Here is a 12,356-nt window from a genome sequence, read left to right as displayed (position 1 = left end):
TCCGTACGGCCTCCGGGCGTTCAGGGGAGGGCGCCGCGGGCGACGTGCGCGAGGGTGACCTCGGTGAGCGTGGCCTCCTCGTGGTCGCGCATCGCCTCCCACAGTTCGGCCAGCGGCCTGGCCACCCCCGGGTAGCCGCCGTGGTCGCCGCCCTCGGGAACGCCCTCGACGATCGTGACGATCTCGGCGAGGGTGATCTCCTCGGCGGGGCGGGCCAGCCAGTAGCCCCCCTCGGGGCCGCGCTGGCTGTGCAGCACCCCGGCCCGCCGCAGCTGGAGCAGGATGCTGTCGAGGAACCGGCGCGGGATGCCCTGGGCCACGGCGATCCGCTCCGCGTGGACGGGGCCGGGCGGCGCGGCGGCGAGCTCGGCCGCCGCGCGCAGGGCGTACTGGGTTCTGGCGGAGATCCGCATGCTCGTCCCGATCAGGCGGTGACCTGGTGCAGGCCCCAGCGGCGGCGCAGGGCGGTGTCGGCCGCGCCGAAGAGCAGGTCGACCGCGATGCCGATGACCAGGATCACGATCATCGTGGCGAGCAGTCCCGCCGAGTCGGCCAGTTCCCGGGCGAAGTGCAGCTGCTCGCCCAGGGACGCCTGGTTGGCGATGATGACCAGCAGCTCGCCGGCCATCAGGGACCGCCAGGCGAACGCCCAGCCCTGCTTGAGCCCGGCCAGGAACGACGGCAGGGAGGCGGGCAGGATGACGTGCCGGTACAGGCTCAGCCGCCGCAGGCCGAGCATGTGCCCGGCGCGCAGCAGGATGGGCGGGGTGTAGTCGACGCCCGCGATGAGCCCGTTGGCGATGGACGGCGCCGCGCCGAGGATCACGACGAACGTGATGGCGCTCTCGGTCAGCCCGAACAGCAGGATGGCCAGCGGGAACCAGGCGATCGACGGCATGGTCTGCAGGCCGGTGATCAGCGAGCCGACCGCGCGGCGCAGCGGGCGGATCCGGGACACCAGGGCGCCGACGACGAGGCCGACCGCGATCGCCAGGGCGAACCCGACGACGGCCCGGCGCATGGTGACGGCCACGGCGCCGTAGAACTCGGCCTCGCCCATCCGGCCGGCCAGCTCGGTCAGGGTGGTGACCGGCCCGGCGAAGACGTACTCGGGCCACCATCCCGCGAGCACGACGCCCTGCCAGATCGCCAGGACGATCGCGATCGCGGACGCGACCGGCCAGATCCCCGACCAGAGCCGGGAGGCCAGCCCGCGCCGCTGCCGGACGGACAGCTCCAGCGCGTCCAGCCCGGCGAGCTGCCGGGCGTGGACGTCGCTCTGCCCGTCACGGACGTCGCTCTGCCCGTCACGGGCATCGCCCTGGCCGTCACGGGCATCGCCCTGGCCGTCACGGGCATCGCCCTGGCCGTCACGGATTCCGGCCTGCCCGTCGCGGGCGCCGGTTCCCTCGCCGCGGACGTCATCCTGTCCGTCGCGGATGCCGGTCTCCTCGCCGGGAGTGCCGGCCTGCGGGGTTCGCGCGTCGACGGCCACCTCGGGCCCCCTTCCGGGTCGGTCTTCCGACGGCCGTCCGGCCGTCCCCTGGGACGCGAGGTCAGCGGCCATGGCGCAGGACCTCCTCGCGCAGCCGGTCGGTGATCTCGGCCGCCTGCCGGGCCACCTCGGCCGAGTCGGTGCGGCGGGGCCGCTCCAGCGTCACCGGGAAGTCCCGCACCACCCGGCCCGGCCGGCTGGACAGCAGCACCACCCGGTCGCCCAGCCGCACCGCCTCGCGCACGTTGTGCGTGACGAACAGCACCGACAGCTTCCGCTCGCTCCAGATGCGCTCCAGCTCGTCGTGGAGCAGGTCGCGCGTCATCGCGTCCAGCGCGCCGAACGGCTCGTCCATCAGCAGCACGTCGGCGTCCTGGGCGAGCGCGCGCGCCAGCGCGACGCGCTGGCGCATGCCGCCCGACAGCTCGTGCGGCCGCTTGCCGCCGAACCCGTCCAGGTGCACGATCCGCAGGAACTCCGCGGCGCGGGCGCGCCGCTCCGCCTTGGCCACGCCCTTGGCCCGCAGCGCCATCTCGACGTTGGCCGAGACGGTCAGCCAGGGGAAAAGCGCCGGCTCCTGGAACATCATGGCCACCCGGTCGCGGTCGGCCTCGATGTTCCCGGCGGTGGGCGCGTCCAGCCCGGCCACCAGCGACAGCAGTGTGCTCTTGCCGCAGCCGGAGGCGCCCAGCAGGCAGACGAACTCGCCGGGGGCCACGTCGAGGGAGACCCCGTCCAGGGCCAGCAGGCCGTTGGCGCCGTGGCCGTACACCTTGGAGACGGACTCCAGGCGGACGGCGGGTCCGCGGCGTGCGGCCCGGTCGGCGGTCTGCTCGTTCAGCGGATCGGTCAACGGCGGGATCGGCGGAGCGGTCATCGGAGGTCGCCCCCTACTTGTCGGAGATGGAGGGCCGGCCCCTGGCGGCGAGGACCTCGTTGAGGATCTTCAGGTCGTAGATGCCGTCGAGGTCCACCGGCTCCAGCAGGCCGACCTTGACGGCGTGGTCGGCGCTGCCCACCAGCGACGAGGCGATCGGGTCGTTGGTGAAGGTGATGTTCTTGAAGGCGGCGTCGAGGACCTCGGGCTTGAGCGGCTTGCCGGTCAGCTTCTCCAGCGCGGCGTTGGCGGTCTGGGCGGCCCCGGCCGGGTCGGACTCGATGAGCGCGTTGGCCTCGACGTGCGCCTCGACCAGCTTCTTGACCGTCTCGGGGTGCTCCTTGGCGAACTCCTGGCGGACGATCAGGTGAGTGATCACGAACTGCTTGTCCGGCCACAGGTCGCGCTCGTCGATGAGCACCTTGCCGCCGCTCTCGGTGATCAGCCGGCTGGCGAACGGCTCGGGCACCCAGGCGCCGTCGATGTCGCCGGTGGCGAAGGTCTGGATGGTCTGGGAGTTCTCCTGCGGCACGATGGAGACCTCGCCGCCGCCCTTGGTGTCGGTCTTGACGCCCTGGGAGTCGAGCCAGTGGCGCAGCGCCACGTCCTGGGTGTTGCCGAGCTGCGGGGTGGCGATCTTCTTGCCCTTGAGGTCGGCGACGCTCTTGATCTCGGGCTTGACGACGAGGAACACTCCGCCCGACGCCGCTCCCGCAATGATCTTGATGGCCTCGCCCTTGGACTTGGCCCAGGCGTTGATGGCCGGGTTCGGGCCGACGTAGGTGGCGTCGATCGCACCGGAGAAGACCGCCTCGATGGCGGCCGGACCGGCGTTGAACGTACTGGTCTTCAGCGTGGTGCCGGCGCCCAGGTGCTTGGCGAACAGCCCCTTCTCCGTCCCGACCAGGGCGGTGGCGTGCGTGATGTTCGGGAAGTAGCCCAGGCGCACCTCCGCGGGCCCGCCGCTCCCGCCCGTCGCGGTCGCGCCGGTGGACTCGGCGCCGCCGCAGGCCGCCACGGCCGTCAGCGCCAGCGCGGCGGCGGCCACCGCCACTCCGCGAAGCCTGCGGTCCTTGCGAGCGCTCATGATTCTCCCTATTTCCCACTTATTTAGTAGACTTAGTGTGTTTATAGAGCCGGAGAGCTCTGCAGTCAAGCTCTCCGGACGTAACGCGATGATGACGAAGGGTCATGGGCGGGCCGGTCGGCCGGCGGACGCGGGCCCGGCCGACCGGCCCGCCGGTCAGGGATGGGCGATGAACCGGCCGAAACGGCCCTGGTGGTACAGGAGGGGGCGGCCCGGGCCGTGCAGGACCGCCTCGGCGACCAGGCCCACGACCAGGACGTGGTCACCGACGTCCACCGTCTCGTACGGCAGGCAGACCAGGTGCGCCGAGACGTCCCGCAGCAGCGGAGCCCCGAGCGGTCCGGGACTCCAGCGGGTGGGCTCGGCGAAGCGGTCGACGCCCTTGCTCGCGAAGCGCGCGGCCAGCTCGGCCTGGTCGCTGGCCAGGATGTTGACCGCGAAGTGGTCGGCCTGACGCAGCCAGGGCCAGGTCGTGGAGCCCTGGTCGACGTAGAACGAGACCAGGGGCGGGTCCAGGCTGACCGAGGAGAACGAGGTCGCGGTCAGCCCGACGGGGACGCCCTGACTCTGCGCGGTGATCACGACCACGCCCGCGGCGTGCACGGCGAGCGCCCGGCGGAAGACGCCGCGGTCCACCGGCCGCCCGGGCCCGCGCCCGGCTGACCGGGCCGCCGGAACCTCCGGAAGCGCCCTGGGGAGAGCCCCGGGAAGGGTCTCGGTCATGCTCTCACCCCTTCCCCGAGCGCACCGGCCACCTGAGGGACGACCCGGTCGGCCCAGCGCCCGAGGACCTCGTCGAGATCGGGGATCTGGGCCTCCAGGACCGCGAGGCCGGGAGTGGGCACGTGGGCGCCGAGTTCCACCAGGACGGGCCTCAGGTGGAGCTCGACGGCCAGGGCGTGCCGGGGGTCGCCCATGACCAGCAGCGGCAGCGCCGTGGTCCCGGTCAGCGCGCCGCCGGGGAGCCGGTCCAGGAACGCCTTGAGCAGCCCGGTGTAGCTGGCCTTGTAGGTGGGACTGGCCACCACGAGGACGTCCGCCCCCGCGACCAGCTCCAGGGCCACCTCCACCCCCGCGGACGGGCCGGGTGCGAGCAGGTGCGGCCCGAGCGCCGCCAGGTCCACGACCTCACCCGGCCCGTCGTGCCCGATCCGCCGCCCGACCGCCTCGGCGGCGGCCTCGGCCACGGTGCGCGTCCTGGACCCCGCGCGGGGGTTTCCGACCAGCGTCACGAAAGACCCCACCGGCGCACCGTCCTCTCGTCGCCCTCTGTCCGTCACCGGGATACTCACGCGCCCTCCTCCGTCGGCCGCGTTCGCGATACCGCTGCGTCCATGGCTCGCTCGCTCCGCTCGCTCACGAGCCCTCCTTCGTCGGCCGGGTTCGCGATACCGCTGCGTCCATGGCCCGCTGGCTCCGCTCGTTCACGAGACCACCACCGGGTCGAGGCGCTCGTCCCCGATCCGCGCGTGGCGGGAGGCGGGCCGGGCCAGGCCGTAGTTCCCGCGCAGCGTGCGGCCCTCGTACTCCGTCCGGAACAGGCCCCTGATCTGCAGTTCCGGCACGACGTGGTCGACGAAGTCCGCCAGGCCGCCGGGCAGCACCGGCGGCATGATGTTGAACCCGTCGGCCGCGCCGTTCTCGAACCACACCTGGATCTCGTCGGCGATCCGCTCCGGCGTCCCGGCCACGACCCGGTGCCCCCGGCCGCCCGCCAGGCGCCCCAGGAGCTGCCGCACGGTGAGGTTCTCCCGGCGGGCGAGGTCGACGACGAGCTTGCGGCGGCTCTGGGCCCCCTCCGTCTCGACGGAGATGTCGGGCAGCGGCCGGTCCAGCTCGTCGTGCGTCAGCTCGATGCCCACCATGGTGGAGAGCTGGGCCAGGCCGTACGCGGGGATGATGAGATCCTCCAGCTCCTTCTCCAGCCGGAGCGCCTCCCGCTCGGTGGAGCCGATGATCGGGGAGATGCCGGGCAGGACCAGCAGCTGGTCGGGGCGCCTGCCGTACCGGGCGAGGCGGCCCTTGAGGTCGGCGTAGAACTCCTGCCCCTCGGCCAGGGTCTGCTGGGCGGTGAAGACCGCCTCGGCGTGGCGGGCCGCGAACTCCTTGCCGTCCTCCGACGATCCGGCCTGGACCAGGAGCGGGTGACCCTGCGGCGGGCGGGAGCTGTTGAGGGGGCCGCGGACCCGGAAGTGGGCGCCGTCGTGGTCGAGCGTGTGGATCTTGCTGGTGTCGGCGTAGAGGCCCGCGCGGCGGTCGCCGACGACGGCGTCGTCCTCCCAGCTGTCCCAGAGCTCGGTGACCACCTCCAGGAACTCGGTGGCCCGCGCGTAGCGGTCGGCGTGCGCGGGACGCTCGACGCCGAAGTTGCGCGCCTCGGCCTCACCGGCGGAGGTGACGATGTTCCAGCCGGCCCGGCCGCCGCTGATGTGGTCCAGCGAGGCGAACTTCCGGGCCACGTGGAACGGCTCGTTGTAGGTGGTGGAGACGGTCGCGATCAGGCCGATGTGGTCGGTGACCGCGGCCAGCGCCGACAGCAGCGTCAGCGGCTCCAGCCCGCCCAGCGCGTTGTGCCGGACGTCGCCGTGCAGGGCGAGGCCGTCGGCCAGGAAGACCGAGTCGAGCTTGCCCCGCTCGGCGATCCGGGCCAGCTGCTGGTAGTGCCGGACGTCGGTGAGGCGGGCGGGTTCGGTGAGCGGGTGGCGCCAGGCCGCCTCGTGGTGGCCGACTCCCATGAGGAAGGCGTTCAGGTGGAGCGTACGGAACGTCATCAGGTGGTCCTCCACGTCGAGAAACGGCGCTCCACGCTGAGCAGGAGCAGGTTGAACAGCAGGCCGAGCGCGGAGATCGTGATGATCCCGGCGTACATGTCGGGGATGCGGAAGTTGAACTGCGTGTCCTGGATGAGGTAGCCGAGCCCGGCCTTGGCCCCGACCATCTCGGCGAAGATCAGCACGAGGATGGAGTAGGCCCCGGCCAGGCGGATGCCGGTGAAGATGGTCGGCACGGCCGCCGGCAGGATCACCTTCTGGAAGAGCCTGACCGGGCCGAGTCCCATGGACCGGGCCGACTTGATCAGCAGCGGCTCCACGGTCCTGACGCCGCTGACGGTGTTCAGCAGTATCGGCCAGGCGCAGGCGTAGAACACGAAGACGATCTTCGAGGTCTCCCCCAGGCCGAAGATGAGGATGAAGACCGGCAGCAGGGCCACGGCCGAGGTGTTGCGGAACAGCTCCAGCACCGGGCTGAGGAACTCGGCGACCGGCCGGTACCAGCCGATGGCCAGCCCGAGCGGGATGGCCAGCAGGATGGCCATCCCGAAGCCGGACAGGGAGCGGATCAGCGACGCCTGGAAGTGCTCCAGCAGCTGCCCGCTGAGCAGCAGGTCGTACCAGGCGGCCAGGATCTCCGACAGCGGCGGCACGAACACCGCGTCGACCGCCCCGATCCGGGGCAGCGCCTCCCAGATCCCGGCCAGCAGCACCAGGGCCAGCGACCGGTTGACCACGGCGAGCAGCCGGGCCGCCACCGGGGGCCGCCTCTTCCCGGCGACCCTGAAGAAGTTGGTGGCCTTGTCGTCCGCGGTGGGGACGTCGCCCCGCGGCGGGCCCGCCGGGCCCACGGCCGCCGTTTCCGCCGTCCGCTCCGGCTGCGCCGGCTCCTTCCTCCGGGCCGGGGCCGCGGGGGCGGGCGCGGCGGAGTCCGGCGCGGGGTGGGGGACGGTGAGGGTGGTGTCGTCAGCCAACGGTCCGCTCCTGTTCCTGAGCCGCGGCGACCTCGTCGCGCAGCAGAGTCCAGATGTGGTGGCGGTACTCCCCGAAGCCCGGGTCGGCGCGCAGGTCGCCCTCGCGCGAGTCGAACTCGATGTCGAGGACCTGCTTGATCCGGCCGGGCCTGGAGGTCATCACGGCGACCCGCTGTCCCAGGTAGACGGCCTCGTCGATGCCGTGGGTGATGAACACCACCGTCTTGTTCGTCTTCTCCCAGATGCGCAGCAGCTCCTCCTGGAGCGACTCCCTGGTCTGCGCGTCGAGCGCGGCGAACGGCTCGTCCATCAGCAGCACGTCCGGGTCGAAGGCGAGGCTGCGGGCGATGGCCACGCGCTGGCGCATGCCGCCCGACAGCTCGTGCGGGTAGCGCTGCTCGAACCCGCTCAGCCCGACCAGCTCCAGGTAGTGCCTGGCCCGCTCCCTCCGTTCCCTCTTCGGTACGGCCTTCGCCTCCAGCCCGAACTCGATGTTGGCCAGGGCCGTACGCCAGGGGAACAGCGCGTACTGCTGGAAGACGATGCCGCGGTCCAGGCCGGGGCCGTCGACGGCGCGGCCGTCGATGAGGATCTGCCCGGTGGTCGGGGCGGTGAGGCCGGCGATCAGGTCGAGCAGCGTGGACTTGCCGCAGCCGCTCGGGCCGACCAGGGTGAGGAACTCCCCTTCGCGCACGTCCAGGTCGATGCCCTCGACCGCGGTGAACGGCCGGTCGGATCCCCGGATCCGGAAGGTCTTGCCGACCCCCCGGATACCGATCTTCACCGGTCCGGCGGGGCCCTGTTCCGCGGTTACATGTCCGGCGGTGATGCGTTCGGCGCTGTCGTGTTCGGCGGTGTGCAGGCTCACGAGGTGCTCCCGTTCGCGAAGGGGTTGAACTCGTTGGTGTACAGGTCGGACGTCTTGACCTGGCCGGTCTTGACCTCTCCCTCACGCTCCAGCCAGTCGATCCAGGTCTGGAACTCCTTGGCGTCGATCACGCCGCCCTTGCCGTGCACGCCGCTGCTCTGCCAGAACTCGACGGTCTTGGCGTCCTCGTTGCGCCCGCGCTTGGCGATGATCTCCTTGTACTTGGCGATCACCTCCTCGCGGGAGTGGCTCTGGGTCCACTCGATGGCCTTGGCGTAGGCCTCGACGAACTTCTTCGTGGTGTTCGGGTTCTTCTCGATGAAGTCCTCGCGGAGCACGACGCTGCCCGCGGTGAAGGAGCCGAACAGGTCGATGTCCTTGAACAGCGGGGTGACGCCGCCGCGCTCCAGGGCCTTGTCGCGCAGGATGCCGCCGAGCGCGGCCACGTCGATCTGCCCCTGCCGCAGCGCCTGCTCGGTGTTGACCGGCGGCACGACGACCAGCTCGACCTTCTCGATCTCCTCCGGGGTCAGGCCGCCGCGCTTGAGGTACTCCTTGAGCACGGCCTCCAGGTGGGCGCCGAGGGTGTTGACCCCGATCTTCTTGCCGATCAGGTCGCGGGGTCCCTTGATCGGCGAGCCGTCGGCGACGTAGTAGCCGATGTAGCTCTTCTCGTCGCTGCCGTAGTAGCCGATCACGGCCTTGATCGGGGCCCTGGCGGCGACGAGCTTGATGATCGCGCCGTTGAAGGCGCCGCCGAAGTCGGTCTGGCCGGTGGCGGCCGACTGGATGTCCTGCGGGCCGGAGATGGTGTTCCCGATCCACTTGAGCTTGATGTCCCCGAGGTAGCCGAGCTCCTGGGCCAGCTCGGGGAAGGTGACGGCGCCGACGCTGCCCTGGTAGCGCAGCTCGGTCACCTCTGAGCCGCCGGGTCTGGCGGAGCCGGAGGCCGAGCCGCAGGCGACGAGGGAGGCCGCCAGCAGGACGGAGAGGAGGGCATGACTGGTTCTGATCACGGAAGTGGTCCTCAGGAAGGGCATGCTCGCGCGAGGCCGCGCCGCGAGCGGGGCATGCCGATGGGAAAGGGGGTCACGGGGAGGCGTGGGCGCCGTCGGCCACGCACGGGACGGCGAAGATCGAGGGGCCGCGCTGCGGCGGAGCGTCGCGGCGGCACCGTAGTGGCGCCACGGCGGCGTCAGGGCCGTGCGTCCTCGTCGGATGCGACGGACGCGGGTGGACGGTGATCCGTGATCAACGACACTGCGCGCTGGCGACGTGGCCGAAGTCCACGTGCGGGCGCCGGGTCAGGCGAAGTCCCTGGCTCATGCTCCGAACTTACGACCGGGGACGGGATAAGTCAATATTTCCTACTGGTTTTGCAGGAAATAAGCTGGGGCGCCCGCCGGTCCCCGCGGACGGCTTCCCCGGGCGGCCGTTGCTAGTCTCGCGATCATGACGACCAGGAACGCGCACTGCTCCTTCTGCGGCACGGCCTACGCCCCCGACCAGCCCTGGCCGCGCACCTGCGCCGCCTGCGGCAACACCGCCTACCTCAACCCCCTGCCGGTCGCGGTGATCCTCCTGCCCGTGGACGGAGGTCTCCTGGTCGTCCGCCGCGACGTCGAGCCCCGCCGCGGCGAGCTCGCCCTGCCCGGCGGGTTCATCGACCTGGGAGAGTCCTGGCAGGAGGCGGCCGTCCGCGAGCTCCGGGAGGAGACGGGCGTCGTCGTCGCCCCGGACGACGTCCGGCTGTTCGACGTGATCAGCGCCCCCGACGGCACCGTGCTGATCTTCGCGCTGGGCCCCCGTACCGCCTCGGCCGCCCTCCCGCCGGTCGCCCCCACGGCCGAGACGACGGAGTGGCTGATCGTCGAGCGACCGCAGGAGCTGGCGTTCCCGCTGCACACGCGGGTCGTGGCGGAGTACTTCGAGAAGGCGGCCCTGCCCGGGTGACCCCAAGCGAATGACAGCGGGCCCGACAGGCACGACGGAGGCGGGGGATTCCACTCTGCCCCGTAGAGCCGGTAACGGACGCCCACTTCGCCTTCTTCGTTTTCCCTCCCTCGTGTCAGGTGATTTCTCCCGGGTCTTTCCGGCGAACCGAACGGTCAGCCGGAGAACGACTGGTCACCGCCGCCGTTCTTCCTCGAAGCGGGCGTAGAAGGCCTCGACCGAGAGCCCGAACGCGCCGGCGAACGCCTCACGCCACGGGCGCCCCCGCGCGACCTGCCGGCAGAACGTCAGCAGGGACGAGGGCTCTCCCGCCTGCTGGACCAGCGAGCGGGTCGCCAGGTGGAACAAGGCGTAGGCCGGATCCCCCGCGCCGGCCCCCGTACGCTCGTAGGCCGACAGCGGTCCCAGCTGCGGGTCGTCCACTCCCCACCGGCGGATCTGGTCGAGCGCCTCCTCGTCCTTCCAGCGGCCCTCGGCCACCATGGCCTGGTAGGCCAGGTGCACGGCCATGCCCTCGAACAACCACAGCCACTCGTGTTCGTCGGAGGATCTCCGGCAGCCGATCTGCCCTTGCAGGTTGTGCACGTGCTCATGGGCGACGATGCTCCGCGCCGCGGTGACGTCGTCGGCCATGACCTCACGCCAGGTGGGCGACATGGTGTTCACGCACAGGAAGTGCGACTCGGCCCATGCGGTGGCGGGACCGGTGGCGCTCATCGGCCACCGGCAACCCCGCTCGCGGGCGAGGCGAACCTCCACGCGCTCGTCCACACCCGTGCCGAGGACAGATCTGAAATAGCGGTCGGCGGCGCGCAGGCCGCCCTTCACCGCCTCGACCTCCGCCGCGGAGACCCCCGGCTGGATCATGAGGTCGGCCGGCGGCTCGGCGAGGGCCTCGTGACGTGCCTCGAACCGTGTCAGACTCCATGCCGCCCCGCCGCAGAGCACCAGCAGCACCGTCGCCACCGCCGCCCACACCACGACCCGCCGCCGCCCCAGACTCCGCAATCCGTCCCCTCACTCAGATCCGTCCCCGACATGGCGCCAGAAGTCGCACCGCGGTCAGGGTGGTGACACCTACATGATCGGATATATCAGGGGAAACTGCGAGATCGGCCCATCATCCGGACACCGGCCTCGCCCTGATCCGGCGGCCCCCGGCTTGGCCGAGACGGTCGAGGGACTGCGCCGGTGCTTCGATGCTGCGCGGTCCGCTCTACGGCGTCTCCCGCCGGAGCCGTACGGTGACCGTCTGGGAGGCGCCGCCCCGATCCGCCAGCCGCCCGAAGGCGAGAATGAGCCCCTCACCGGTCGTGGCGCTCCTGAGCAGCCGGTGCCCCCGGAGCACCCCGGTCACCGGCCGGTCCCAGGCGACGGTCAGCTCCTCCAGATCACGCCGGGGGTCGGAGACGGTCAGCGTGGCCGTGCCGTCCCCGTACTCCCGGATGAGAACCGAGCACGGGCCGGAGGCGGTCAGCCCGCCGGCGGCTCCGCCGATCCAGAAGTTGACGGCGGTGATCCCGAGCGACGGGATCCGGACGCCCTGCTGCCCGGCGGTGTTGGCGAGCACGCCCGCCCGGCCGACGGCGGCGGCGCGGGCCCGGGTCCCGGCCAGGCTCGCGTTCGGCAGGAGGAGGTAGGCGTAGCCCGCGTCGACGGGATCGACGCCGTGATCGAGCCAGAGGGTCGCGTAGCTCCGGGTCGCCTCCGCCGGACGGCCGGGGCGTTCCCTCCCGGTGCGCTCCTCGCGCAGCGAGCGCAGGGGGCCGCCGCCGAGCAGGACGTACCCGCCGTGCCCCTCCAGATGGGCCCAGCCCGCCGCGGCGTCCACGGTGAGGGGCGCGCCGGTCCTGCGGTTGTCCACGACGGTCTCGACCGGCACGCCGTCCTCCGCGGTGATCCCGGCCCCCAGGCAGAGCACCGCGTCGTCGAGGAAGAACCACGACTTGAACGCCTCCAGGGTAGAAAGCTTTAAACAACACCACGTTCATCGGAGCATCAACACAGCCGTTTCCGCACGTCAGAGGCAGGTAAAAGAACTTCTCCCTCCGTGGCCCGCTCCGCACCTGCGTACGGCTCTATCTGATCCCCACTCCGGCACCAAGAAGCTCAACCGGCTCACCGCCAAGAACATCCGCCTCTGGCTCGAACGGCTCCGCACTACCTGCCATTAGTGCGTCCAAGGCATCGGCGCTGCTCGCGACCCCAACGGCGCCGACGAGCGGAACCGGCCCCATTGCGCCCTCGACCACTGCTACCGCCAGTACCTGTACCCACTGACCATCGTCTACCTGCACGCCCTGCTCCGCTCGGCGCTCCAGCAAGCCGTAC

13 protein-coding genes are annotated in these 12,356 nt (G+C 71.6%); 1 reads left to right on the top strand and 12 read right to left on the bottom strand.

What is annotated here, in order from left to right:
- Positions 1–20: 20 nt before the first annotated feature.
- The 10 genes from Plo01_RS31060 to Plo01_RS31015 form a co-directional block, all read right to left on the bottom strand.
- Positions 21–413: an RrF2 family transcriptional regulator gene (locus Plo01_RS31060; protein WP_203894290.1), complete on the bottom strand. Its 393-nt coding sequence runs from the start codon at positions 411–413 to the stop codon at positions 21–23.
- A gap of 11 nt (positions 414–424) precedes the next feature.
- Positions 425–1,249: an ABC transporter permease gene (locus Plo01_RS31055; RefSeq protein WP_239317440.1), complete on the bottom strand. Its 825-nt coding sequence runs from the start codon at positions 1,247–1,249 to the stop codon at positions 425–427.
- 307 nt (positions 1,250–1,556) lie between these two features.
- On the bottom strand, positions 1,557–2,372 hold the full coding sequence (locus tag Plo01_RS31050) for an ABC transporter ATP-binding protein (RefSeq protein ID WP_203894288.1): 816 nt from the start codon (positions 2,370–2,372) through the stop codon (positions 1,557–1,559).
- Positions 2,373–2,385: 13 nt separating this feature from the next.
- Positions 2,386–3,459, bottom strand: coding sequence for an ABC transporter substrate-binding protein (locus Plo01_RS31045; RefSeq protein WP_203894287.1), 1,074 nt, complete (start codon positions 3,457–3,459; stop codon positions 2,386–2,388).
- Between the two features lie 156 nt (positions 3,460–3,615).
- Positions 3,616–4,182, bottom strand: coding sequence for a flavin reductase family protein (locus Plo01_RS31040; protein ID WP_203894286.1), 567 nt, complete (start codon positions 4,180–4,182; stop codon positions 3,616–3,618).
- Positions 4,179–4,703 carry an NADPH-dependent FMN reductase gene (locus Plo01_RS31035; protein ID WP_203894285.1) on the bottom strand — a complete coding sequence of 175 codons (525 nt, stop codon included), beginning with the start codon at positions 4,701–4,703 and terminating at the stop codon, positions 4,179–4,181. The genes Plo01_RS31040 and Plo01_RS31035 overlap by 4 nt, the downstream gene beginning before the upstream one ends.
- Before the next feature lie 180 nt (positions 4,704–4,883).
- Complete coding sequence (locus tag Plo01_RS31030; protein WP_203894284.1) at positions 4,884–6,230, bottom strand: LLM class flavin-dependent oxidoreductase; 1,347 nt, start codon at positions 6,228–6,230, stop codon at positions 4,884–4,886.
- A complete protein-coding gene (locus tag Plo01_RS31025; RefSeq protein ID WP_239317416.1) occupies positions 6,230–7,204 on the bottom strand; it encodes an ABC transporter permease in 975 nt (324 codons plus the stop codon). Before Plo01_RS31025 ends, Plo01_RS31030 begins: the two co-directional genes overlap by 1 nt.
- Positions 7,197–7,988 (bottom strand): ABC transporter ATP-binding protein, encoded by a 792-nt coding sequence (locus Plo01_RS31020; protein ID WP_203894386.1) that lies wholly within the window; start codon positions 7,986–7,988, stop codon positions 7,197–7,199. The genes Plo01_RS31025 and Plo01_RS31020 overlap by 8 nt, the downstream gene beginning before the upstream one ends.
- A gap of 80 nt (positions 7,989–8,068) precedes the next feature.
- Complete coding sequence (locus Plo01_RS31015; RefSeq protein ID WP_203894283.1) at positions 8,069–9,088, bottom strand: ABC transporter substrate-binding protein; 1,020 nt, start codon at positions 9,086–9,088, stop codon at positions 8,069–8,071.
- Between the two features lie 436 nt (positions 9,089–9,524).
- On the opposite strand from Plo01_RS31015, the gene Plo01_RS31010 reads away from it, so the two are divergent.
- Positions 9,525–10,025, top strand: coding sequence for an NUDIX domain-containing protein (locus tag Plo01_RS31010; protein ID WP_203894282.1), 501 nt, complete (start codon positions 9,525–9,527; stop codon positions 10,023–10,025).
- Between the two features lie 174 nt (positions 10,026–10,199).
- On the opposite strand, the gene Plo01_RS31005 is transcribed toward Plo01_RS31010, so the two are convergent.
- Positions 10,200–11,033 (bottom strand): hypothetical protein, encoded by an 834-nt coding sequence (locus Plo01_RS31005; protein WP_203894281.1) that lies wholly within the window; start codon positions 11,031–11,033, stop codon positions 10,200–10,202.
- A gap of 208 nt (positions 11,034–11,241) precedes the next feature.
- Entirely contained in the window at positions 11,242–11,985 is a 744-nt protein-coding gene (locus Plo01_RS31000; protein ID WP_203894385.1) for a polysaccharide lyase family 8 super-sandwich domain-containing protein, read from the bottom strand.
- Positions 11,986–12,356: the final 371 nt, after the last annotated feature.

The organism is Planobispora longispora, assembly GCF_016863135.1.
Classification (GTDB): Bacteria; Actinomycetota; Actinomycetes; order Streptosporangiales; family Streptosporangiaceae; genus Planobispora; species Planobispora longispora.
Note: the sequence above shows the minus strand (reverse complement) of the source record. Positions and strands in the feature narration are given on the sequence as shown.